The sequence below is a fragment of the Acinetobacter sp. P1(2025) genome, from assembly GCF_051390655.1.
Classification (GTDB): Bacteria; Pseudomonadota; Gammaproteobacteria; order Pseudomonadales; family Moraxellaceae; genus Acinetobacter; species Acinetobacter junii.
The window spans coordinates 1-25300 of record NZ_JBPKBJ010000004.1 but is presented as its reverse complement, the minus strand read 5'-3'; the positions used below and the strand labels follow the sequence as shown (position 1 = coordinate 25300).

General features: G+C 38.4%; 23 protein-coding genes. 10 read left to right on the top strand and 13 right to left on the bottom strand.

The features are described 5' to 3' along the window. Nucleotides 1-100: 100 nt before the first annotated feature. Complete coding sequence (locus ACSC97_RS01805; RefSeq protein WP_004916866.1) at nucleotides 101-655, top strand: YqgE/AlgH family protein; 555 nt, start codon at nucleotides 101-103, stop codon at nucleotides 653-655. Further along, nucleotides 648-1091 (top strand): Holliday junction resolvase RuvX, encoded by a 444-nt coding sequence (ruvX, locus tag ACSC97_RS01800; protein WP_436659024.1) that lies wholly within the window; start codon nucleotides 648-650, stop codon nucleotides 1089-1091. The genes ACSC97_RS01805 and ruvX overlap by 8 nt, the downstream gene beginning before the upstream one ends. A gap of 165 nt (nucleotides 1092-1256) precedes the next feature. Here ruvX and ACSC97_RS01795 read toward each other — a convergent pair whose 3' ends face one another. From ACSC97_RS01795 to ACSC97_RS01785, 3 genes are read right to left on the bottom strand one after another with little or no spacing between them, the layout of a single operon-like run. Beyond that, nucleotides 1257-2258, bottom strand: coding sequence for an HlyD family secretion protein (locus ACSC97_RS01795; protein ID WP_436659022.1), 1002 nt, complete (start codon nucleotides 2256-2258; stop codon nucleotides 1257-1259). A 60-nt stretch (nucleotides 2259-2318) separates the two neighbouring features. After that, nucleotides 2319-2525: a DUF1656 domain-containing protein gene (locus ACSC97_RS01790; protein ID WP_004916871.1), complete on the bottom strand. Its 207-nt coding sequence runs from the start codon at nucleotides 2523-2525 to the stop codon at nucleotides 2319-2321. After that, nucleotides 2518-4611, bottom strand: a complete 2094-nt coding sequence (locus tag ACSC97_RS01785) for an FUSC family protein (RefSeq protein WP_436659020.1) — start codon at nucleotides 4609-4611, stop codon at nucleotides 2518-2520. The genes ACSC97_RS01790 and ACSC97_RS01785 overlap by 8 nt, the downstream gene beginning before the upstream one ends. Nucleotides 4612-5027: 416 nt before the next feature. Here ACSC97_RS01785 and ACSC97_RS01780 point away from each other — a divergent pair, with 416 nt between their 5' ends. Continuing rightward, a complete protein-coding gene (locus tag ACSC97_RS01780; RefSeq protein ID WP_004916873.1) occupies nucleotides 5028-5807 on the top strand; it encodes an IclR family transcriptional regulator in 780 nt (259 codons plus the stop codon). Between the two features lie 224 nt (nucleotides 5808-6031). Here the strand turns inward: ACSC97_RS01780 and pgsA are convergent, their stop codons facing one another. The 7 genes from pgsA to ACSC97_RS01745 all read right to left on the bottom strand — a co-directional run bounded on the left by pgsA (nucleotide 6032) and on the right by ACSC97_RS01745 (nucleotide 13151). Further along, nucleotides 6032-6619: a CDP-diacylglycerol--glycerol-3-phosphate 3-phosphatidyltransferase gene (gene pgsA / locus ACSC97_RS01775; RefSeq protein WP_004916874.1), complete on the bottom strand. Its 588-nt coding sequence runs from the start codon at nucleotides 6617-6619 to the stop codon at nucleotides 6032-6034. A 105-nt stretch (nucleotides 6620-6724) separates the two neighbouring features. Next, nucleotides 6725-7522: a thioesterase family protein gene (locus tag ACSC97_RS01770; RefSeq protein ID WP_125298859.1), complete on the bottom strand. Its 798-nt coding sequence runs from the start codon at nucleotides 7520-7522 to the stop codon at nucleotides 6725-6727. Between the two features lie 105 nt (nucleotides 7523-7627). Then, nucleotides 7628-9427: an excinuclease ABC subunit UvrC gene (gene uvrC, locus ACSC97_RS01765; protein WP_004916878.1), complete on the bottom strand. Its 1800-nt coding sequence runs from the start codon at nucleotides 9425-9427 to the stop codon at nucleotides 7628-7630. Nucleotides 9428-9535: 108 nt separating this feature from the next. Continuing rightward, entirely contained in the window at nucleotides 9536-10399 is an 864-nt protein-coding gene (locus tag ACSC97_RS01760; RefSeq protein WP_436659017.1) for a hypothetical protein, read from the bottom strand. A 124-nt stretch (nucleotides 10400-10523) separates the two neighbouring features. Further along, entirely contained in the window at nucleotides 10524-10943 is a 420-nt protein-coding gene (locus tag ACSC97_RS01755; RefSeq protein ID WP_436659015.1) for a PH domain-containing protein, read from the bottom strand. 91 nt (nucleotides 10944-11034) lie between these two features. Then, entirely contained in the window at nucleotides 11035-11949 is a 915-nt protein-coding gene (gene lpxO / locus ACSC97_RS01750) for a lipid A hydroxylase LpxO (RefSeq protein ID WP_004957454.1), read from the bottom strand. Between the two features lie 143 nt (nucleotides 11950-12092). Beyond that, entirely contained in the window at nucleotides 12093-13151 is a 1059-nt protein-coding gene (locus ACSC97_RS01745; RefSeq protein WP_004957450.1) for a diguanylate cyclase domain-containing protein, read from the bottom strand. A 653-nt stretch (nucleotides 13152-13804) separates the two neighbouring features. Here ACSC97_RS01745 and fadB point away from each other — a divergent pair. The 3 genes from fadB to ACSC97_RS01730 all read left to right on the top strand — a co-directional run bounded on the left by fadB (nucleotide 13805) and on the right by ACSC97_RS01730 (nucleotide 17932). After that, a complete protein-coding gene (fadB, locus tag ACSC97_RS01740) occupies nucleotides 13805-15958 on the top strand; it encodes a fatty acid oxidation complex subunit alpha FadB (protein WP_004957445.1) in 2154 nt (717 codons plus the stop codon). Nucleotides 15959-15970: 12 nt separating this feature from the next. Next, the gene (gene fadA / locus ACSC97_RS01735; protein ID WP_005403562.1) at nucleotides 15971-17143 is read left to right on the top strand and encodes an acetyl-CoA C-acyltransferase FadA; all 1173 of its coding nucleotides are present in this window, start codon (nucleotides 15971-15973) and stop codon (nucleotides 17141-17143) included. Nucleotides 17144-17308: 165 nt separating this feature from the next. Next, nucleotides 17309-17932: a PH domain-containing protein gene (locus ACSC97_RS01730; RefSeq protein WP_004916889.1), complete on the top strand. Its 624-nt coding sequence runs from the start codon at nucleotides 17309-17311 to the stop codon at nucleotides 17930-17932. Nucleotides 17933-17987: 55 nt separating this feature from the next. On the opposite strand, the gene ACSC97_RS01725 is transcribed toward ACSC97_RS01730, so the two are convergent. Next, entirely contained in the window at nucleotides 17988-18500 is a 513-nt protein-coding gene (locus ACSC97_RS01725; protein ID WP_436659010.1) for a hypothetical protein, read from the bottom strand. Nucleotides 18501-18802: 302 nt separating this feature from the next. Here ACSC97_RS01725 and ACSC97_RS01720 point away from each other — a divergent pair, with 302 nt between their 5' ends. Continuing rightward, on the top strand, nucleotides 18803-19501 hold the full coding sequence (locus tag ACSC97_RS01720; protein ID WP_436659008.1) for a hypothetical protein: 699 nt from the start codon (nucleotides 18803-18805) through the stop codon (nucleotides 19499-19501). Nucleotides 19502-19583: 82 nt separating this feature from the next. On the opposite strand, the gene ACSC97_RS01715 is transcribed toward ACSC97_RS01720, so the two are convergent. After that, the gene (locus tag ACSC97_RS01715; protein ID WP_125297391.1) at nucleotides 19584-21389 is read right to left on the bottom strand and encodes an ABC transporter ATP-binding protein; all 1806 of its coding nucleotides are present in this window, start codon (nucleotides 21387-21389) and stop codon (nucleotides 19584-19586) included. A gap of 64 nt (nucleotides 21390-21453) precedes the next feature. After that, the gene (locus ACSC97_RS01710; protein ID WP_436659006.1) at nucleotides 21454-22203 is read right to left on the bottom strand and encodes a hypothetical protein; all 750 of its coding nucleotides are present in this window, start codon (nucleotides 22201-22203) and stop codon (nucleotides 21454-21456) included. Between the two features lie 175 nt (nucleotides 22204-22378). Between ACSC97_RS01710 and ACSC97_RS01705 the strand changes: the two genes are divergently transcribed. From ACSC97_RS01705 to ACSC97_RS01695, 3 genes are all read left to right on the top strand, one after another. Next, nucleotides 22379-23074, top strand: coding sequence for a DsbA family oxidoreductase (locus ACSC97_RS01705; RefSeq protein ID WP_436659004.1), 696 nt, complete (start codon nucleotides 22379-22381; stop codon nucleotides 23072-23074). A gap of 388 nt (nucleotides 23075-23462) precedes the next feature. Next, nucleotides 23463-23648 carry a hypothetical protein gene (locus ACSC97_RS01700; protein WP_005403557.1) on the top strand — a complete coding sequence of 62 codons (186 nt, stop codon included), beginning with the start codon at nucleotides 23463-23465 and terminating at the stop codon, nucleotides 23646-23648. An 11-nt stretch (nucleotides 23649-23659) separates the two neighbouring features. Then, nucleotides 23660-25096 (top strand): hypothetical protein, encoded by a 1437-nt coding sequence (locus ACSC97_RS01695; RefSeq protein WP_099949308.1) that lies wholly within the window; start codon nucleotides 23660-23662, stop codon nucleotides 25094-25096. Nucleotides 25097-25300 lie beyond the last annotated feature (204 nt).

Below are 25300 nucleotides of genomic sequence, written 5' to 3'. Positions count from 1 at the left end.
TATCAGAAAATGATTGGCGAAATCCGATTAACTCTTGTATGTTGATATAAAGAACCTATATAGATAGAAACGTACATTCTTTTGATGGAGAACCGCCTAGGTGACGAAACAATACTTAACTCACCGTTGTCTCATCGCTCCACCAGACATGGCAGATGACTTCTTTGCAAATACTGTCATCTATGTTGCGCGCCATGATGAAGACGGTGCACAAGGCATCATTATCAATCGTCCGTCTGATTTACAAATCAAAGAACTTCTCAATGATTTGGAGATTGATGCGGATAATGTTCACCCTCACGCGGTCTTGCAGGGCGGTCCTTTACGCCCAGAAGCAGGCTTTGTTCTACATACTGGTCAACCGACTTGGCACTCCTCTATTGCGGTAGGAGAAAACGTCTGTATTACTACCAGTAAAGATATCTTAGATGCAATTGCTCACAATGAAGGCGTTGGTCGCTATCAAATTGCTCTAGGCTATGCGAGTTGGGGTAAAAATCAACTTGAAGATGAAATCACTCGTGGTGACTGGTTAATTTGCGATTCAGATATGGATCTTATTTTTAATCTTCCATACGGCGATCGTTGGGATGCGGCTTATAAAAAAATCGGTGTAGATCGTACCTGGTTTGCTTCTGAGATTGGTCATGCCTGATATAGAAACTTCCCAGTCGATTATGGCATTTGATTTTGGTACACAAAAAATGGGCATTGCGATTGGTCAATCCGCGATCGAAAGTGCCAATCCTCTGCCTTTGTTTATAATGAAAGATGGCATCCCTGACTGGAACCAATTACTCAAACTTGTTAAAGAGTGGCAACCGAACTTATTTCTAGTTGGGCTACCTTTGAATATGGATGATAGTGAATCCGAACTCTCAGCGCGCGCTCGTAAATTCGCTCGTCGTTTACGTCACCAGACAAATATCCAAACATGGATGGTGGATGAACGCCTAACAACTCGTGAAGCGAGAGAAGAACTCGAATCTTATCAAAGTAAAGGGCAAGCAAAACGCTTATCAGCAGATAGCTTCGCAGCAGCGTTGTTGATACAAAGCTGGTATCGCGATCCTACAGGCATCACACCTTAATCAGACATCTTAGATATAAATGAATATCTTGGCGGGCGATATCCATATCGCCTTTTGAGCTGAACTAACATTGAAGGCGGAACGGAATAACAACATTGAATTGAGCTTATGAGCTTTACTAACCAATATCACTCTACAGGTTTCATTTATTAACAACTTCAAAGCTTATTTCTCAATCACTCTCACCGTTGCAGTGCGTCCAGAAACGAATGCCAATGGATTTTGTGGTGGTTCATCTAATACAATTTTCACAGGAACTCGTTGAGCCAATCGTACCCAACTAAAAGTTGGATTTACATTTGCCAATAAGTTTGAACTGCCCGAACGCTCGCGATCTTCAATCCCAGATGCAATACCTTGCACATGACCACGAATACGTTGTTTGTCCCCCATCAATTGAACTGTTGCAACATCTCCAACATGAATACGGTCAAGTTTTGTTTCTTCAAAATAACCAACCACATAAAGTTGCTGACGATCTAAAAGAGCTGCCACAGCTTGTCCAACTTTAACGTAATTACCCACACGTAAATCAAAATTTGATAAAGTTCCATCGGCAGGAGCAACAACTTCTGAACGGTGTAAATTCAATTCTGCCAAGTGCAAATTACTTGTCGCCACATCCAGTAACGCATGTTGCTGTTCAATCGCAGCATTGGCTTGTTCAATACTTGCTTTTAATTGTTCGCGTTCAGCAAAAGCTTGATCACGTGCAGCAAAAACTTGATCTTGTTCCTGTTTGGAAATTGCACCATCCATAAGACTGGTATATCGAGCTGCATTCTTTTCGGCAAGTTTCATATTGGCTTCGGTCTTTACTAAGCTAGCTTTGGTACCCGAGAGAGTCGCTTGAGCTTGTGCTAGACCTGCTTTAGCTTTCGCAAGATCAGATTTGGCTTGCTCCACATCCAGTGCTTGACGTGCGACATCAATTTTAAACAAGACCTGTCCTTTCTTTACAGTTTGGTTGTCTTGTACCAAAACCTCAGTCACCAAACCATTGACATCTGAAGCCACTTGAATGACATCGCCACGGACACGACCATCTCGCGTCCAAGGTGCCGCATTATAGTAATTCCATAAATGCACAACCGTGTATATCGCCACAATAATGGCAATGATAAGAACCACAGGTCGTATGACTTTTCGCATATCAAATGCATTCATGTTCTTCACCTTTACTACTCATTTTTAAATCAGAGAAATTTAAACAATCAAAAATTTAGCTCAAATCCAAAGTCGGACAAAAATCTCATGCACACAAAGCATCAAAGCTAAATAGAAGCAGAGATTAAAAATACTGGGTAACCCGATCCATCCCATCTGAGCGAAACGGTCTACAAATGGACTCAACATCTTAAACAGCACATAAGCAATCACGGCTTGCACTAACAACGTTGGAATATAAATTCCATATAGATTGATTTCACCCATGAGCAACCTCAACGTCATTCATATTTAAACTCACCTGTTCATTTGAAACATGCCCAATGCTTTTGAGAATATTATTCAGTGAAATCAATAATCTTTGATGCAACTCATCTTCACTAATTGGCATTGCAAGATGCTTGACCACTTCGATTTGCTGAAGAATTTTCGTTGGAAAAGTTTGAAGTGAAAGTTGCTCTGATTGAGTTTGAAAATATTCGGCAAGCTGCTGTTCTAAAAGAGCAATTTCCATTTGCAAGTCCACATAATGTGGAAGCTTTTGGCGGATTTCCTGTAATCGCACAAGATCAACAATCGATGCACTTTCAATTAAGGCATTTTGGATGGCATATTTCAGTTCAGCATTTTGTACCATCTTGCTATTTAGAACCCCAACTCGATCAAGCATGCTACGTAAATGAATTTTGAAATCAATCCCATAACTCAGTGTTAAAGCTTGACGCATCGCTTGGTAATGCAAACTTAAAATACGTGTTGCGCTTGTATCTGGTGAAACAGCACGAACCAAATCAATCACAATTAATGAGACCAAAACACCTAAAATCATGGCAAAAGAGCTGTCTAAATAAGACACCGCATCCATTGAATATTTATTGTGTAAATTCAGCCCCATCATGGTATTAATGCCTAAAACCATACCTATCGGCATTAGCATTTGATTTGCCATCATGCTTACAGCCACAAGGAAAATTGGAAAAAGTACCAGTGCTAATTGCCAAAAGTGCGTAATGTGGGGAAAAATTCCAAAGGCATAAATAAAAACCAATCCCGCTGAAACGATGCTCCCCCAGATAAATATGCGCAACACAGGCACAGGATTATCCAAAGCAGTCAAAATACACGCTGTGATCGCGCCCATTTGTGCCATCATAAATCCAGCTTTCCAACCTGATAAAATCCACGCTCCTGTCACGATGAAAGTGATGAGAACCGCACTGATTCCACCGCGTACCGCGATACCATGATCACGGTGTAAACTTGGATATTTGGTGGTGATCGTAGTTATCTCAGATGGGATTTCTTTATGACCTTTCTGGATCTGTTGCCAAAGTAACTTCACTGCCAACATATTGGCGATAAAATGACGTACATCCATTTTTAATGCAGCCAACACAGTCTTTTGTTCAGACGAAGCCATCGCAATCAATTCGCTAAAATCTTGTTCAAACTGTGGTGGCAAATCACTTAAGTTATCGGCAGTTAATTGTTTTTCTTGATTTAAAAACTGTAAGGTCTGTTGTCGTAGTTGGCTTAACCTTGGAGCTAATGTAGTTAATGGCATTTGCTCTAATTGTTTAATCCGTTGAGACATGGCAACTAGATTGGCCACAACAAGCGAGACCTGATGCAGCATTTCTTGTAGAGGTTTGGTCATGCCTTGCAACTCGCCTTTTTCATAAGCGAGATGAACTGCTAGAGCATGGATATCTGATGCATCACGAGTGATCACCCCTAAAATTTGTGTGTAATTTTGGTTTGTATCATGGGCTGAAATGAGTTTTTCAAAAATATTTTCCAGATCCTGCAAAGTTTTGATGACACGTTGTTTAATCATGGCACCTACATGAACAGGAAAAAAAGTTGCTGAAACGACAGCGGTTGAAATCACACCTACAGAAATTTCTAAAACTCGTGCCAGAGCAATATCAAAAATATTATAAGTATCAACATAAGTGATGGCGTTATACACAATCATTGCGGTGGAATATCCAGCCAACATAAATACATAGCTACGTGGAGTACGATCCAAGAGCGATATATACAGTGCAAATCCGACCCACAGTGCCAAGATGATCGTAAACAACCACGGCGTATTGATAAAATGTGGTGTCAAAATCAACGCGATAATTGCTCCTGCAGCCGTACCAACCAAGCGATAAATACATTTGGAAGAAACCATTCCAGAGTAAGGACTGGCAATAATTAATACCGTCCCTATCGACCACATTGGGTTAATCAAATCAAGCTCAAATGAAATAAACAGTGCCAACATCCCTGCGACAAAGGTTTTGCACGCAAAAATAATATCAAGTCGACTCGGCCTAAAAGCCAACAACTGTTTAAATAACATGAACTTTTCTCAATACTAACCGCGTTAGGAAACGCAAATTCACATCACAACTCAGCTGCATTTAGCTTCTTGATAGAGACTAAAAGAGCGTTCAATTGACCGTGAAATAGAATGAACTGATCGGAATGGCAAACATTTCAGGGATAAATTTAAAACAAATTATCCAATGAAGAAATTGTGCTTATAATTTTTTCAAAACAAAGTTACTTAGTCAACATAAATTATCACTATTTGATAATTATTTAATTAAATACAGAATATGTCATTCAAAAAATATCATTTTTCTCATCAGAGAACTTATTCATACGTTTTAGAATCAACTACGCTAAAAGTGCATACCCGCTGAATGACTTTTCTGTTATAAAGCAAATAAAAGCCACAGCTTTAGACTATTTTTAAGGAGTAAACAGCTCATCATGGCAATTTCGAGTTTTGGTAAAATTCTCACTGTACTGGACTTATTTTCAGTTTCTCGCCCGATTATCAACGTTGATATCATTTGTGATGAGCTCAATCTCTCAAAACCCACTGCATATCGCTATTTAAAGGAACTGGTATCAACTGATATCTTGAAACGTATTAGTGGAACATCTGGTGACTACACTTTAGGCTCTAAAATAGCGGTTTTAGACTATATTTCGCATAGTACAGATCCTTTAGTACAAATCAGTATTCCGTTCATGCGAGACATCGTAGATCGTACAGAACTTTGCTGCTTACTCACCTATTTGAATCATGATTACTGTATTGATTTACATCATGAAACCTTCAAAGCAGCCGAGCTGCTTTCATACGGACGTGGCTGTCCTCGACCTGTATATGTGGGGGCATCACCTAAAATTGTGATTGCTCATTTAACCAAACAAAGAATTCAGTCTTACTATGAGCAATTCTCAAATGAGCTTGCCAAAGTTGGCTTTGCCCATGATCTAGATGAATTCGCTCAACAGATGAAAAAAATCAAAAAGCAGGGATTTTATTTATCTCAAGGTGAAATTGATCCACAAGTTTGCGGTCTGTCTGTGCCGATACGTTTTTCCACAAAGGAAGCACCGATCGCCTTGACCTTAGTTGCATCAAAAAATCGTTTTGATTTTCTGAATATTCAGAAGCTTATCGAAATCTTACAAAGCAATGCAGCTCAGATCGAACATAAATTTGCAACACTGACTGAAAACCAAGCAAACCAAAACTGAGAATATTAAAAAATCTTTACACTTTCATGCGTTGTAAATATCAACATATTCTCATATTATGATTATGTTCTTCAGCATACTCTCCCAAAAAGAGCATGACTTTCCTCAGAGAACTAAGCTCATATTCGTTATGGGCTTTTTTCTTGAGCTGTATATATGAAGCAATAAAAAAGCCCTCTAGGTAGAGAGCTTCTTAGATTTGATGCTATTAGATTGATGAGCAATTAAGGCTGTTTTAAATAAGGCCATGCAGCTCGTAGATATATAATCATCGACCACAAGGTTAATATCACCGCAGCATACAATAAAGCATATGCCCAGATTTCTAATGGCTTCCAGTTCAACAAAAATACACTAATCGCAATCATTTGAAAGGCTGTTTTATATTTACCTACGGTTGAAACCGCAACATTGGTTCTTGCACCCAGTTCTGCCATCCATTCTCGCAATGCTGAAACTGTAATTTCACGAGAAATAATCACAATCGCAGCAAATGCCATGGAAATTGTAGGTTGCCATTGAACCAAAACAATCAAAGCAGCAGCGACCATCAATTTATCAGCGACAGGATCGAGAAAGCGTCCAAAAGCCGATGTTTGATTTAATGTCCTTGCGAGGTAGCCATCAAACCAATCTGTTACAGCTGCAAGGACAAAGATCGCGGTCAAAATCAAATGTCGCATCATCCCACCATGATGCTCAGCAATTCCAATCGCTGGTGGCCAATAGGCAATCACCAAAAAAACAGGAATAAAGGCAATACGTGCCAATGTTAGAATATTAGGAATGTTCAGGATTCGCCCTGTGCTCATAAACACCGCCATGTTGGTCGCATCAAATATGCATATTGCACAAAGGTTGTGCCGAGATTGTATCCATCTGTAAGCAACTTTATACGAAATACGAGGAAGTGTCGACTAGGCAAAAACGGCAACCGTCTGCCTAAGGATCGCAATTAATCGATTTTCACTATCCCAAAGATAAGCATATTCTGTTGAATAACCGTGTTCTGCAAACTCAGTAACGACTTTATATTTAAACCAGTCATGCAGTTGATTTTCAATCGGGTGTATATATGTAATGTGCCAACTTAAAGAGCTCGCTGGTGCTGGTGTTTTAAACATTGGCAAAACACCTGGCGGCCAAACATCCATTAAAGAAAATAAATCACCCAAATATAAATCACGATTTGAGTGTAATTGAGGAGAAAAACGACACCATCCACCAAAATCAGGTGTTTTACTTCCTGCCATAGGATAATGTCCTTCAGCCCAACACAGCTCGAACTGTTGTAAGCATTCAGGCATCAAACCTTCAAGATAAACCATTTTTTCCAGTTGATCTGCTGTTACGTAGTCAGGAACTGTTGGTTGGTTATTCACCACAATTCTCGATTCTCGCCCCAAACCGAAGCTTGCGACTAAAACACTTTGCACTGCATCGTCTTGCCAAAGACGAATTTCAAGTGTCGTCACTGATTTCCCTTGTCTCAATACTTCAGCCGTCAATTTGGCTGCACCTTGCTGTACAGGCCCAACAAAGCTGACACTGCAACTTAAAAGCTGTTTTGCTGAATCATTGACCGTAAGGATCGCTTTTTGGATGAGCAGACCTGCGATAAGACCACCAAATACCGTACGCCCTTGCAACCATCCTGATGGAATATCAATCCATTCTTGTTGTTCTAACTCTTGATACAATCCAAGCAGTGACATTATTATTCCTTAAGGAGCAAATTCACTTTATCTTTCAACGTTTCTTAAGTTTTGTGAATGATCATTTATCCACAACTCTATGGAAGATTCGGTCAATCCGCCCTTTTATTCATGAAGAATTTTATAAATCGTCCTTGCCATCACTTCTCCCAAACCAGGAACAAGCATTAATTCTTTTTCTGAAGCTTTTAACACGCCTTGTATACCGCCAAAATGAGTCAATAAATCGCGTCGACGTTTAGGTCCTAAACCTGGGATTGCTTCCAATACAGAACTACTACGTCGTTTATCTCGCTTGGCTCTATGTTTGGTGATGGCAAAACGATGTGCTTCATCTCGAACTTGCTGAATCAAGTGCAAAGCTTTGTGGTCTTCAGGCAATTGGATCTTTGTACCATCAGTAAAATGTAAGGTTTCTAAACCTGGTTTTCGCCCTTCACCTTTAGAGACCCCAATCATAAATGCATCTAGACCAAGCTCTTGCATGACATCCATAGCCATATGCAACTGCCCTTTACCACCATCAATCAGTAAAAGGTCAGGTAACATATTCTTTTTATAACGACGAATCAGCGCTTGACGCATCGCTGCATAGTCATCACCACCAGTAATGTCCTGAATGGCGAACTGACGATAATCTCTTTTTCTCGCTCCACCTTGATCGAACACCACACAGGAAGCGATTGGTGCTTCTCCCATCGTATGACTAATATCAAAACATTCAATTCGATCAATCGGACGTCCTGCAACTTGTTCAAGTTGATGAAAACGCTCATTCAACTCTAAATGATTACTCAACTTCCCTTTGATTGCATGCTGCACGTTCATTTGTGCAAGCTCTTGCCACTCAGCCCGTGTTTCTCGAACTTTGTGCTTGATCTGAACTTTCTTCTCAAAGGTTTGTTGTAACGCTTCTTCGAGTTGAACTCGATCAGGAAGTTCGACATTCACAATCAACTCAGAAGGGATTTCATCTGCCACTTGGAAGTAGAAGTTAGCAATAAAATCACTGAGCATTTGTCCAAGATCATCACCCAACATATCTGGAAAATAGCTTTTTCCTCCCAGCATACGACCATTACGCACATACATGATTTGTACGCAGGTGACACCCGCTTGATAGGCAATGGCTAAAATATCAGCTTCACCTTTTATTTTAAACACCGCTTGTTGTGCTTGAACTTCACGTAATAAAGACAACCGATCCCGATAAAATACCGCTTTTTCGAACTCAAGAGCTTCTGCCGCTTGCTCCATTTTGCCGATTAATTCCTGATTCAGTTCTTTGGTATCACCTTGTAAGAAGCGAATTGAATTATCAACATCTTCTTTATAGTCTTCTGGACTAATTAACCCCACACACGGTGCTGTACACCGTTTGATTTGATATTGTAGACAAGGGCGTTTGCGTTGAGAAAAATAGCTATTTTCACACTGTCTTACATTAAATAGTTTTTGTAAGGTTAAAAGAGTATCTCGCGCGCTGTACGCACTTGGATAAGGACCAAAAAATTTTCCGATTTGATGCTTACCTTTACCTCGCCCACTGGCAATACGAGGATAAGGTTTATCTGCGGAAACAAAGATATAGACATAAGACTTATCGTCCCGCAGCATGATGTTATATGGCGGACGATGTAATTTAATAAGATTTTGTTCTAATAGTAGCGCTTCAGTTTCGGAACGAACAATCAATGTCTCGATATCATAAATACGTGCAACCAGAGCTTGTGTTTTAGGATGCTCAATAGTTTTTACAAAATAGCTGGAGACACGATTTTTTAGATTCTTCGCTTTACCGACATATAGCAACTCCCCATCTTTGCCTAGCATTTTGTACACACCAGGCAATTGGGTCATATGAGTCAGTATTTTTTCAATGTGTTCACGCGCGTTTGGATTCACAGCAGACTTTCATGATCAGTATTGGTTTGATGATGTAGTCTGCATAAATCAATTTCAAGTGAATTGAGCTAAAATCCATCAACTCAATGGCTCAAATTACACCGATAATTAAAAAACTCGACTCAATACTTTATCAACACTCTTAAATGCTGACTCATTAAAGAAATCACAAGCGAGTTCATTTGTCGGAGTAATTGGATTAACCTCTCTCGTCGTATGGTAAAACCCCCAATACTCACGTGCTTGATGACGAATTCGCGTATCCGCTAAATTAAACTCTGTACTAGGTTGATATGCTGTCCATGATGCATTTTGCCAAATACCCTGATTTTCAACGCTGCTACTGGTACTGACATGCGCAAGATTTTGCGTTGGATAAGATTCAATATAATCTTGAGTACTCAACTGAACTTGTTTTTGCCAACATGTTGCACCTGCAGGGAATTTATCCTGACTGGCAAACAATAGTCCTTGAATAATTTCTAGCGTTACATCGCTTATGAACGAAGATGCTGTCGCTTGTCTTAAAAAATAACGTACATAGTTAGAAACATCTAAGCCAGACAAGTCAATCTTCTTGAGCTGATAAGTAAGTTTAAATGCTGTTCTCTGTTCTAAATTATAAGGTTCATACTCTAAAACACTATCACTGAATACTGCTTTACGACCTACGATATAAGCACCAGTGGTATTTTGCGGTGGAAATATGGTTGATATCCCATTGCTAGTAATGAAGTTTCGAAGCGCTTCTGTCTGTAATTTTGGTGTCTCGGTATAAGAAATTAAAAGATCATTATTTTTATCTACTTGATACGATTTCTTTGTCAGTTTATTAGACTCATTTGCAGCTGAAAGATCATAACTATAAAAAGCTTTATTCTGAGGATCAACAGTTCCATAAATATCATCAGTTTCTTCAGTACAAGCCACTAAACTTAAAATACTTAAACTAATCAATAGCTGTTTTTTCATTATATTTTCTCATGATTTTAAATATCAAATTTTATCCAAATTATACTATCTGGTACAACTAAAAAAAATATTGCTCTTTTTAAAAATAAGTTTTCTATTCAACATGAAATGCGAAATTATCAATCTATTTTTTAGTGAGTACTGACTGTATTGCCTGACAGAAAGCCTGTTTATTTTTAGGTGATACCAAAATATAAGTTGCTATACCATTCTTTTTATAATCAATGCGTAAACGATCCAAAGATAGAGCTGGGGACGAGGTCAGATGATGTGTGCTTGTAAGCTCAACAATATCCTTCCTATTTATTCTCCATTTAAACCACATCGAATGAATCGTCAACTCATGTTCAGTCACAACATAACGAGTGTTTAAGATCGGCCACCACAGCACTACAATCGTTAGAAAGTATATAACTGCATGCTCAGGGTATTCTTGCATGGTTCCTTTAATATACATCGTCCATAAAAACTGCAGCAGTAAACCTGTCGTCGCAATGACTATTCCCCATAACCACCAATCTATTTTTGAACGAAATGTCTGCATACTTTGTACCTCGATAAAGTTCACTCATTTAAACGTATTTTATAACGAGAGCAAATAAAAAACGCCCTGTCGGGCGTTTTGATTTCACTCATTAAAATACATAGGGACGTATAAAAATAAGGAAGAATAATCCTAACATTAAGAACCACTTTAAAAAGTAATAAAGTTGGCGGTTTGATTTCTTTAATGCTTTGGCTTTAATTCGGATTTGGTAAACATAACCAAAAACTTTATTTAAACCACCTGTTTGGTCACCTGCTTCATTAGGTGAACTCGCAGCAGTCATCACACTTTTACCAAACCAGTGATTAAACTTTTCCATAAAACGCGTCTTTAATGGACGCTCTACATCAGCGAAAAAGATAATACGGTTTTGATCTGTTTTATTTTCAGCGTAGTGAATGTAGGTTTCATCAAACACAACACTTTCACCATCACGCCATGAATAACGTTCGCCATCCACATCAATAAAGCAACGGTCATCATTTGGTGTAATCAAACCTAAATGATAACGCAACGAACCTGCATAAGGGTCACGATGTCGTACTAAACGACTATCTGGTGCCAACTCGGTAAACATCGCAGCCTTAATACTTGGCAATGTTTTCAACAAAGCCGTCGTTTTTGGGCAAAGCTCTGCAGCTGACGGATGCGCAGAATCGTACCATTTAAGATAAAAACGCTTCCAACCTGTTTTAAAAAATGAGTTAAAACCTAAGTCATCGTAGCTACTTGAAGCTTTAATCCCACCCTTGTCGTATAAAGCTTTTGCCTCATCACGAATCATTTCCCAATTTTCATCTAAAATTTTTAGGTCTTTGAAATATTGAGTATCGATATAAGGTTGATTCGGTACTTTAGAAAACATGTACATTAAGAAATTAATCGGTGCGAGCACAGTAGAATGGTCAAAAAATTGACGATAAAACGAATGCTTAACTTTACCACGACGCTGAATATACAACGCCGAAATGATAAAGATCGCTAATATGATCCATTTAATCATTGATATCGGCACTTAAAAATTAATCGCCAAATTTTAACACCATCCCTCACAATTTCTAGCCGCTTTTACTCAAACTCAGACGTAGATAGCGAGTTAATTTTTTTTAATTCTATTTTTCAAAAACTTAATAACTTTTTTAAAAACTATATTTTTGTTTTACGCTCTTTTTTCACCTGATACATTCTCGCATCAGCTTCATGGATTAAGGTTGTTGCATCAATATACCCTTCAACATGATCGGTTTGTTTGACACCGATACTCAAGCTAATTGAAGGTTCTATTTGGCGAATATATTGCTCCAAACGAGGTACAAAACTCTCTATCGCTTGAGATTCTGTACATCTTGGGAAAATGATACAGAATTCATCACCTCCGCATCGGAAACAATGATCATCAAGTCGAGCAACATAGCGGATACCATCTGCCACTATTTTTAAAATTTGATCGCCACGTGGGTGCCCAAATGTATCGTTGATCATTTTGAAATCATTAATATCAATAAATACCACCGTCACAGGTTCTAATGTGTGTTCAGCCGTACATATGGTTGCATTCAAAATACTATTTAAATGTCGAACATTCAGTAAACCTGTCAGAGGATCGGTTTGTGACAATGCTTCCATTTGTTGTGCCCGATCTTCGAGGACATTAGCATATTGTTCAATTTTCTCTTTAGACGATTTGATTTCACTGACTAAACTCCAAACATAGGTTTCAACAACTAAAGAAATATCAAACATAAATAGTTTTTCTAGAGTTTGCACAACTTGATGATATTCATCTGTATGTCCAATTTGCTCATACACCAAAGTCATTAATCTAGTTTTCAGATGATAAATCGCCGATAAATATAATTTGGGTTCTACACCGATCCGTTTATGCACTAAACCAATCCTTAGACGGTTGTTAACGTAATTGGCATCATAAGTCCCAGAAAACAACTCAGTGACGTATTGTCGTTGCGCACGTTGTAAACGAGATAAGGTATCTACATCTCCAATCAAAGTTGCAATTTCGGCTACTGAAGTTTGTTGTTGATAAAACTCCATCACAACTTGATCAAATAAAGGCTCAAGTTTTATGCCTAATTGAACCAACTGTAGAAGTTCTTTATTCGTCAACGATAGTAAAGATTTTCGATACTCTATTTCTTCTGAGGAAATATGCATTTGTTTCATCAAGGTTTGGTCTGTTGGTTTCATCCTGACACCTCTCATCCCCAAACAAGATTATCGAGAATCGAATTGGATTGATTTTCAGTTCTATCTTGTTCTGAGTGTGCAAACCATCTTTAGTTAAATTCTAGCCTTTATTTTCACATTCCACTTCAAGCATTAACTAACATTTTTTGTCAGCTGATGACGGTTTTTCAATATGCAAAATAAATGCTGTGAATGTTTAAAAGAACCACAGCTTCCCTATTTCAAGGTTCTAGCGCTAAATGTGATTTTCTTCTCAAAATGCAGCAAGAAATAGACCAAAATAAAGAATTTGCCTTTGAACAAATAAAATTTAATATCTATTCCTTTAAGAAAGCACATATTCCACAGTAAATAAGCGTTCTAGATAAATTTATTGTTGTAAGTACTTATGAAGATTATTTTATTCATTTCAGCATTTTTTATTTACAATCATCATTATAAACAACAATAAACCATTGATTTAAAATAATTAAAATCACAAAAAGCTATCCATCAAAACAATAGATGACCCTAGCGTCACGGCTTGATACAACTTGTTATGTTCTTTTTGGATATAGTTATCGTAAGATTAGCGAAGCATTTTGTGTGCCTATATCCACACACACGCTTTTATGACATCAACTCAGAATCCTCCACAACAAGGGAGATCAGGCATGATCCACGCTGGCAATGCCATTACCGTCCAAATGCTTGCGGACGGAATTGCAGAATTCCGCTTTGACTTACAAGGTGAGTCGGTTAATAAATTTAACCGTGCAACCATTGAAGACTTCCAAGCAGCAATTGCTGCAGTTAAAGCCAATAACGATATTAAAGGCTTAGTTGTTACTTCTGGAAAATCAACATTTATCGTTGGTGCTGACATTACTGAATTCGGCGACAATTTCGCTGCTGGTGAACAAGCAATCATTGATTGGCTTATGCCTGTACACGAAATCTTCAATAGCTTTGAAGATTTAGAAATGCCTAAAGTTGCTGCGATCAATGGCATGGCGCTTGGTGGCGGTTTTGAAATGTGCTTAGTGTGTGACTACCGTGTCATGTCTGAACAAGCACAAGTTGGCTTACCAGAAATCAAACTTGGTATCTATCCTGGTTTCGGTGGTAGCGTTCGTTTAAGCCGTTTGATCGGTATCGACAATGCTGTTGAATGGATGGCAATGGCGAATCCTAAGAAGCCAGCTGCTGCGCTTAAAGATGGTGCTGTAGATGCAGTTGTTGCTGCTGACAAACTTCAAGAAGCTGCTGTTGACTTAGTTAAACAAGCACTTGCTGGTCGTTTGAACTGGAAAGCAAAGCGTCAAGAAAAATTAGACGCAATTAAATTGAACCCACTTGAACAAATGATGGCGTTCAATACAGCGAAAGGTGCGGTTCTTGCTAAAGCAAATCCTGCACAATACCCTGCTCCTAAATTATTGCTTGACTCATTACAAGCAGGTGCAAGCTCAACTCGTGATGACGCATTAAAAGCAGAAGCTCAAGGTTTCGCTAAAGCTGCGATCACACCACAAGCTGGCGCACTTATCGGTTTATTCATCAACGATCAAGTTGTGAAGAAAACTGCGAAAAAATATGAAAAAGGTGCTCATCCTGTAAACCAAGCAGCTGTATTAGGTGCTGGTATTATGGGTGGTGGTATTGCTTACCAAGCGGCAAGCAAAGGCACTCCAATCATCATGAAAGATATTGGTAACCCACAACTTGCATTAGGTATGAAAGAAGCGAATGGCTTGCTAACGAAGCAAGTTGAACGCAAGAAAATGAAACCTGCGCAAATGGGTGAAACCCTTGCTCGCATCCGTCCTACTTTAAGCTACGATGAGTTTAAAGAAGTAGATATCGTGATCGAAGCGGTAACTGAAAACCCTAAAGTTAAAGAAATCGTACTTGCAGATACAGAAAAGCATGTTCGTGAAAACACGATCATTGCATCTAACACATCTACAATCTCGATTACACGCCTTGCGAAAGCATTACAACGTCCTGAAAACTTCGTTGGTATGCACTTCTTCAACCCAGTACACATGATGCCATTGGTTGAAGTTATTCGTGGTGAAAAAACTTCTGATGAAGCAATCGCAACAACTGTTGTTCTTGCTCAGAAAATGGGTAAAACACCTATCGTTGTAAACGACTGCCCAGGTTTCTTGGTAAACCGCGTATTGTTCCCTTACTTCGGTGCATTCGACCTACTCGTTAAAGACGGTGCTGACTTCCAGCAAGTTGATAATGTAATGGCAAAATTCGGTTGGCCTATGGGTCCTGCATACTTGATCGACGTTGTTGGTATCGATACAGGTGTTCATGGCGCAGAAGTGATGGCTGAAGGTTTCCCTGACCGTATGAAGCCAGATTACAAAGGTTCTATCCAAGCGATGTACGAAGCAAAACGTCTTGGTCAAAAGAACGATGTTGGTTTCTACAAATATGTGTTAGACAAGAAAGGTAAGAAAGCGAAAACTGTTGACCCAACAGCTTACGAAATCATTGCGCCTTTCGTGACTGGCGAAAAACGTGAATTTGATCCACAAGAAATCATTGACCGTATGATGCTTGCTTTCTGTAACGAAACAGTTCGTTGCTTAGAAGACAACATCGTTGCAACTGCTTCTGAAGCAGATATGGCGATGATCATGGGTGTAGGTTTCCCTCCATTCCGTGGTGGTCCATGCCGTTATATCGACCAAACTGGTGTTGCTGAATACGTTGCGCTTTGCGACAAATATGCACACTTAGGTAAAGCTTATGAAGCGCCACAAATGTTGCGTGACATGGCTGCTAACAACAAAAAATTCTACGGTTAAGGAGCGACGTGAATGGCTACTTTAAATCCACGTGACGTTGTGATTGTTGATGGCGTTCGTTCTGCCATGGGCAAATCACGTAACGGTATGTTCCGCAATGTACGTGCCGACAGTTTATCTGCTGAATTAGTACGTGCACTTGTTGCTCGTAACCAATTTGATACCAACGAAGTTGAAGACATCATTTGGGGTTGTGTAAACCAAACTTTAGAGCAAGGTATGAACATTGCTCGTAACATTGGTTTATTAGCTGATATTCCAAAGACTGCTGGCGGTCAAACCGTTAACCGCCTTTGTGGTTCTTCTATGCAAGCACTTCATACTGCTGCTGCACAAATTGCGACCAACCAAGGTGACATCTTCATCATCGGTGGTGTAGAGCATATGGGTCACGTAGGTATGATGCACGGCATCGACCTTAACCCTGAAGCATCTAAACACTATGCAAAAGCATCTAACATGATGGGCTTAACTGCTGAAATGTTAGGTCGTATGAACGGTATCTCTCGTGAAGAACAAGATGCGTTCGGTGTTGAATCTCACCGTCGTGCATGGGCTGCAACACAAGAAGGTCGTTTTAAAAACGAAATCGTTGGTGTAGAAGGTCATGATGCAAATGGTTTCAAAATCCTTTGTGACATCGACGAAGTGATTCGTGCTGACGCAAACCTTGAAGCATTCAAAGCGTTGAAACCAGTTTTCGATCCTAAAGGTGGTTCAGTAACAGCAGCAACTTCTTCTGCTCTTTCTGACGGTGCTTCTGCAATGTTAGTTATGTCTGCTGAACGTGCTCAAGCGCTTGGTTTAAAACCACGTGCTGTGATTCGTTCTATGGCTATTGCAGGATGTGATGCTGCGATCATGGGTTACGGTCCAGTTCCAGCAACTCAAAAAGCGCTTAAACGTGCTGGTTTAACGATGGCGGATATCCAAACTATCGAATTAAACGAAGCATTTGCTGCTCAAGGCTTATCAGTAATGAAAGGCTTAGGCATCTATGATAAACAAGACATCATCAACTTGAATGGTGGTGCGATTGCATTAGGTCACCCATTAGGCTGTTCTGGTGCTCGTATCACTACTACATTGTTGAACGTGATGGAACAACAAGATACACAAATTGGTCTTGCGACTATGTGTATCGGTCTTGGTCAAGGTATCGCGACAATTATCGAACGTGTTTAATCGACACTGAGATAAAAGAAAAATCCCCGCCATGTGCGGGGATTTTTTTATAACCAATTCTATTTATTAGAGAATTTAAAACAGCGATCCATCCAAAAAAGTCTATAGACAAACAAAGTGGCATCAGATTAATATCGGATTTCCAAAAATTATAAGGCTCTAACAATGTTTAAAAATATGGCAGCAGATTTAATGGGGACAAGCGACATTGGTCGGATCATCGAACCAAGAGACTATGACAAAACAGATATTGATGACTATATTTTTCATGAAGATAACGAAAAAATCTTTTTCCTAATCAAAGCCAAAACTGATGAATATTGTTTCACAAACTCTGCTTTCATTCATCTCGATGGTACAAGTGCTGTAAGTAAAAAACGTACTTTAAACCGATATCCCTACAAACATTATCAAATCAGTCATGTTCAGCTCGAAACTGCAGGTACAGTAGACCGTGATGTAGAACTCAAGTTCCATCTAGGCGGTGCAGCATATTCAATTGATATTGAAAAATCACAAATTGAAAAAGTGCGCGATTTATATAAAGCACTGTTTAGCATTGGTGAGGCTTGTAAAGAAATCGAGCGCCAATCATCATTGCTTTTTTCAACACAACAAGCTGTAAATAATATGTTCTCGTTGCGTGAACTTCCTGAGCAAGTGTTATTAAATTTACCAAGTATCATTTCGCAAACAACGATTCAAGTTGAAACAAAACTGACGGAGCATCGTAAAAAGATTGAAAACTATGATTTTTCTGCAATTTTTGAGCGATATATAAAAGAATAAATAAAAAAATCCCCGTACTATTACGGGGATTTTTTATCTCAACATATGATTTAAGTTAACGTGTTAGAAAGTTCTGAGGTGTTTTCAAACCCGCTTCAATTTGTTGTTGTAATTTTAATAGATCATCCAAACTTACTTTTATTGTGCCTTCACGAAATGCATTCGCATTATCCCGATTAATATTGAGGGGTTCTAACATTTTGAAGACCCCATTACTTGGATTAGATGACTGAAAGCCCATCGCAACAGCCATAATATAATCTTCTAAAAAAGGTGAAACTTGAGATAAATCAGGTTGTACGGTTCTCGGCTGATAATCCATCGAAGTTGTGACTTCGGTGAGTTGAGCATTTTGAATATCAGTCTGCTGCTTGTTTATATAATGTTGCAGGGCTTGACGGACTTTGATATCTTCCTGAAAAGGAACCAATCCAACCTCATCACGTAGCTCTGATTCTGCCATGATCCGAATCGTAGGCAAAGAACCTACCTGTTCTTCGGCTTGAACAGTTGAAATACCGATATAAGTTAACATCGTAATCAGCAATGATCGTTTGAGTAAGTTCATTTCTGCTCCAAAACTCAGTCATCAAATCCGTGATGAGATTAAATAAAAGCATCTACCCTATAGGCTACAACAAAGTGCTGTTTTATTCAGCAGAGGTCAGATAAACGGTAAATTTCATTAAAATTTTAAACTTTAGATAAAAAAAATTAAAATAGACTCATCTGTTAGATGTTTGTAAAAAATCAAATTTCAACGCCAAAAAACCTCGCATATATCGCCTTTTTTGATTATTGTCCTAAGAGCTATTTTCATACTTTTTGTTCTTTTTTAAATTTAAAATTCAAAATATTAGGAGTAAATGGATGTCTTCAACATCAGCAAAAATAACAATGATCTGCATGCTAACAGGCGTTGCTTTAACTGGATGTGCAACTAAAACCCTTATTACTAAAGACAGTAAAACATATACCCGTACTGAACGTGTCATGTTAGTTGAAGACAATGTCATTGCGTTCGGACGACCTGCGCAAGCATCTGTCAACTTACCGAAAGACAGTATTGTGATTGCAGGGCAAAAAAACAGTTATATCCTGACGCAAGGCAGCACTCAGTTTGTCACTTTGATCAATAAACTTGATCCTAAAAACATTCAAATCACCAGAGAACTCAACTTCTATTCGGAAAAGAATGATGGAAATTTCTCAGGTACATTGCCGCTGTCTTATGTAAAACTTAAAGAAGACCTGAGCAAAAGGGACTTAGAATTTTTCATAGAGAATGGTGCCAAAGAATGTTCATCATCTAGTGACGAACGTATGCAAGCGCAACGCTTTTGTTTTGATATTAAATTGGCGGGGGTAGTCTACCCTGCTGCAAATAATCTCAGTTCATTAAAAGCATTGAGTAAACCTTATCAAGTCTCGATTTATACCCACAAACAAGAAACTTATAGCTCTAAATCAGGTATGAATCCTTTTGAAAAACTCGTTTTGTTGCCATTTGCAGTGGCGATTGACGTAGTGAGCTTACCGTTCCAAGCAGCTGAAAAGATTTTTGATTAAATAAAAAATAGGTCTTTGATCATTGTTCTGAAAGATGCTCAAAGACCTTCCTACTATGTTGATTCTAAATCAATGCGTCATATCAACTATGTGTTTCTTCTTCGCCTTCATTATCAAAAGTTTTAGCGATCTTTTCGATATTTAGGCTTTTTGCCATCGCATCAAAAATATCTTTATATACCCCTTGTTGCTGATAAAGTTGATGATGTTCACCATGCTCAACAATGGCACCATCTTGCATGACATACGTGTAGTCAGCATCAATAATCTGAGAAAGACTATGAGAGATAATAATCACAGTTCGCCCTTGTTTGATTTCATCTAAACTGTGCTTAATCTGCTCTGTTGCGATTGCATCCAAACTCGCTGTCGGTTCATCTAGAAAAATAATCGGTGGATCTTTAAGAAACATACGTGCTATTGCGATTCGTTGCTGTTGTCCGCCCGACAATAACAATGCATCAGATTGATAACCTTTAGGTAACTTTAAAATTTGCTCATGGATCGATGCTTTTTTAGCGGCTTGGATAATTTCGTCTTCACTTGCATCCATTTTTCCATAGCAAATATTGTCTTGTATCGTGCCCTGAAAGATATGATTTTTTTGCAGCACCAAACCAATATGATCTCGCAAATATTGAGTATCCATATCATTCAAATCAATACCATCCAACAGAATTTGTCCTGTCTGCGGTAAATAAAATTTATCCAATAAGCTGATTAAAGTCGATTTGCCTGCACCAGATAATCCCACCAGTGCTGTAATTTTATTGGGTTGTATGGTCATACTAATTTCTTTAAGCGCATGATGACCATTTGGATAGAAGAAATCGACCTGTTTTAACTCAAACTTTCCACTGAGTTGTGAAGGTTTCTGCTGTCCTGAGGTTTCAATCTCATTATCCGCTTCAAGAATCTGAAAAAAGCTTTCCGCATAAATCATGGCATCATTGACCTCATCATAAATACGATGCAATGAGCGAATAGGAGCTGAAACATTATTAAATAGCAAAATATGAAACATAATCATCCCGATACTCATGTCGCCAATCAACACAAAATACGCGGTGAGGATAATGATAAAAACGATCCCAATTTGCTCAGTAAAAGTTTTAACGCCATCAAAAATAAAACTAATTTGACGCGTGTGCATCTGATTATCGGTAAGCTGCTTTTGTAAGATCAGTTGTTTTTCAGCTTCAACTTGTTCACGGTTAAACGACTTAATGACTGTGATCGAATTAATAATACTCAGAATACCCTGACTTTTCCGCTCACGACCATCTCTTAAACTCCGTCTTACTCCACCTAATTTCTGCGCTTGTTTAAAGGTCAACCAAAAATAAATCGGCACGATACTTAGGGCGACTAGTCCGATCCAAAAATTAGCATAGAACATCAAACCCAATGCGAGAATCGCGCTACTGAATAAAGGCAAAATGTCGATAAAGAAGATTTGAATCAAACGTGTAATCGAACCAATACCACGATCAATACGAGTTTGTAATTTTCCCGCTTGATTGTCATCTTGAGTGAAAAATGAAAGCCGATAGGTCAGAAATTTCTCAATAATTGCTTGGGCAACATCTTGTGAAACCATAATTCTGAGACGCTCACCAAATAACTTTTGCCCAAACTGAATCAAAGTACTGATAATTTCTTTACTAAGTAAAATAACACTGATCGTTACTAAAATATGCCAACCTTGAGTAAGACCATCTCCCGCTTCTACTAAACGATTGATTTGATCAACAGCATATTGCAGCGTTAAAGCATTAACCTGAGCGGTCAATGCTCCAATCAAAGTCAGGATTAAGGTGATTATCACCAATAGTCTGTAAGGCTTCACAAAAGGTCGAACTTTGCTAAAAAGTTGCCATAGATTCATGTTTTTAACGTCAGCTCTCCTCAAAAACTTTTAATTTAGTTCAAACCATTATCGTCTAAATAACCTAGAGCTCTTTTTCTAAAACAGCAACATTGTTATTTTTAATTTTCTCTATTTGAGCATTTAGCTTTAAAACATCTTGGTATAACGTATTGAATTTGCGGACTTGAGCAGATTCATGAAACAAAATAAGTTTTCCTTGTCGCTGCCATTCATATTTTTTTAACAAATCAAACATCGCTTGAGCTTTCTCAATGATTTGCTGTTCTATAGCAAAAATATCTTGAGCTGGATCAACATGCAGATTCTTAGCGAGTTTTTGTTGTAGGCGTTGCTGTAACTCAGCATCTAGAGAAAGTTCTTTGGCATCAGCTAAAGCTTGAGATTGTATCTGCTGACGCTTTTTATCGTACTCTAATGATGCACGGCGAACATCGCTAAACATTTGCTCTGTTTCTTTATAGTTTGATTTACTATCACGCTCCAATCTTTCTACATCTAAAAATGCATCCCACTGCGCTGCTTTTAATTGACGTAAATAGTGATTACGCGCCTCAATATTCTCCTTCCAATAATTCAGTAGAAACTCCGACATCAACTGATAATCACCAGATAGCCGATCATCCTCAACCTCCAATTGTACGGGCGTTGACCAATCCTGTGTTTGGATATATAGCTCACGCATTTTTTCTGCCATCACGACATCAAACATTTTCTGATTTTGAATTGTTCGCTGTTTTGAATTATTTTGATAGATGAAAAATGCCCCTATACATACCACGATCACACCGAGAATCATTAAAATACGGCGCATAAAGCCTCCCTAGCTTCATTTTATTTTTTTGTTGTTAAAGTCAGTTTAATCAATAAGAAAACAATATATATAGTTTTTATTTCACTTCTCGTAACGGAGCATTACATTTTAATCGCTTTAAATTCAGCAACTACGCCCCTATTATCTCTTTTAACGATAATTGAAGAGAAATTTTATGCGCGTTGATATTTGGTCAGATGTAGTTTGTCCTTTCTGTTACATCGGAAAAAAGCGTCTTGAACATGTAGCTGAACAAGCAGGCATTGAGCTAGATATTCATTGGCATAGCTTTGAACTTGATCCTGACGCCCCTACAAAACACGAGGTTTCAAATACTGAACGTCTCGCGCAAAAGTATGGACGTAGTTATGCAGAGATGGAAGAAATGGAGCGTAATGTCGCCGCTATGGCAGCGACTGAAGGCATCGATTTCCAATGGCAAAAAGCCAACTCTGGGAATAGTTTTAACGCTCACCGCATCATTCATTTGGCACAAAGCAAAGGTTTAGGTAATGAAGCAAAAGAAGCTTTTTTCCATGCTTATATGACTGAAGGTTTGGCGATTGGTGAGCGAGAAGTTGTTGAGGAAATTGCTTCGCGTATTGGTTTAGACAATGCTGAAGTTGAATACGTGTTAGATTCAGATGAATTAGCTGACTTTGTACGTCATGATGAAAAAATTGCACATGAGCAATTGAAGGTCACAGGCGTTCCTTTCTTTGTTTTTGATCAGAAACTTGCTCTTTCAGGCGCACAGCCTCGAGAAATCTTTTTACAAGCACTTCAACAAGCACAAACCTCATCAGTAGAAAGCATTGAGCAGGACAACTCAGCTCAATGTAATGATGAATGTTGTGAAATCAAACATTAAGACATCATTCATCACATAGGTTTCGGTTCACCCCGAAACCTATGCGTTTCACGCATGTAAAAATCAATACAATTCCAATCATTATTGATCACAAATCAGGCATTTTTATTGCACTAAATAATATGAAACAAATCCTGTAATTACTTTGATCAAGTTTTGACTACAGGCTTTGTGATGAAGCTCACATAAAGAATTTAAATTTATAGATATCTTTGTGTATAGCCATCTAATTATCCGATTCTATCTTTTAATACGTAGCAGTTTTAAAGCTAAAAGTATGATCTAAATCTCGATTTAGCAAATTTAAATACAGAATTTGAATAACTTAGGCACTATAGATTTTACGCATTTTTCTTCTATAATCGTCATAAAGTGACAATCTTTTGTTATGGAAATGCAAGAGTTACAAGCCTTAATAAACGGTCAGATTCAACCAGAACAAATATGTGTAGAACAGCTTGTATCATTGGCAAAACAGCACACTTTGGCAACCACGACTGAATACAAATTGCTTGAAGATGCTGTCAATGTTGTACTTACTTATTATTTAAAACAGGCTCAAGCCTATCTCTAAGGAAATAAGCAATGGACGTATTAGAGAAAGCATTATTGGTTGATGAGCTCAAACATCTTATTGTTGGGCTTAATGATAATAAAGCTTCGCTTTTTGAAATTGCCAAATCAAAAAAAAGAATTAAAGACATTTGTGCATCATGTAATGACCCTCTTTTTCAAGAAGAATTAGCGCAGTTCAAACAATATATACAACAAGAAGAAGTCCCATCTGAGGAACTTGCTGCATATGGTTTTTCGATGACTTATTACGGCACATATAACTTCTCAGAAAAAATTGAGCATGCTTTATTTGCTGCTCCTGATATGGGATGGGCAACCTTACGCCAAGCTAATCATTGGCAAGTATGGGTGGTTCGCCCTGCTTTATCATTTTTGAAAAGTCCGTGGATGGACTCAAGCAAAGAAGCTTTAGAATGGTTAACTAAACACGCTAAGCAATATGTCAAAACTGATGAGCAGCTAAAACAAATCATTCCAATCTTAGAACCAATCAGTGAAGCTGGGTTAGATTCAACAACAAAGGCAACTCAAACTGAAACCAAGGATGTGTTAACGGTGCTTAAAGAGAAAACTGCGAATTTCGATGCACAGCTTGAAGCGATTATTCAAGAAAAATTACAAACTGCACCACCAATTGCACCTTCGACACCATCAGTTGCAAGCAGACCAAAACCAAGTTTTAAATCCGCTTCTCGACCGACTGCGAATCTAGAAAAAATTAAACCTCTAAATACAGAATTTAATCTAGATGGTTTAGTTTGCCGACTTGAACGTGTAGATCCAAAAGTTTTTCCATCTTTGTATCATGTAGATCTACATGATGAGATTGATCAAAACATTAAAATTGATTGGTTATATTTAAAAGCTGAAAATGATGAACAACCAATTTGGGAAACAGCTCAAATCTTTTTAGCTGAACAACTCTATGCACAAGGTCAATTTTCACATTATGTTGTCTTAATTGGTACACACAGCGTTGAATATGCAACGAGTGTTTTACAAACCTACACTGATCAACGCCATACGCGTACCAGCTCCATACATCAGACACATTGGACGACCTTTAAGCAGCACTATCATCAACATGAAACGTTGTTTAATGAATGCATCATGAATGGTCATACAGTTTGGCAACGTGATGAAGATGCCTATCCATATATTCCAGCATCATTTATAAATACACAGAAGTTCATTCCTTTTGATGAAACAGCGGCTAATTTCCTTACACCAATTATTCTGTTAAAAGAACGTCAAAAAATTCGTGTGATACATGGCTTAGAACGCATCAAACTTTCCTCTGAAGATCAAGCCTATCCATTCTTATTACTTGATCGTGCAAACGGCTATACATGGCAATTGATTCGACAAGTGATTAGTAGTTTAGCTCAACCGATCTCAGTCCACGCCTTGTATGATGCTTTAGCTAAGGCGGACGTTTCAGCATAACAAAAATCTATCACAAGATTTATATAGCCACATTCATCTCAGAATGTGGCTTATTTTTTTAAAGTTTATTTGTATAGCTCTCTGATAAATTGTAAGCGTCCGCTGAACCCCATGCCTATTTTTTAATTTGAGTTGGATTTCCAGCGATGTGGCAGTAATTCTTCTATTTGGGTCGCTTTATGCGTCGGCAGCCTTTTCAGCACA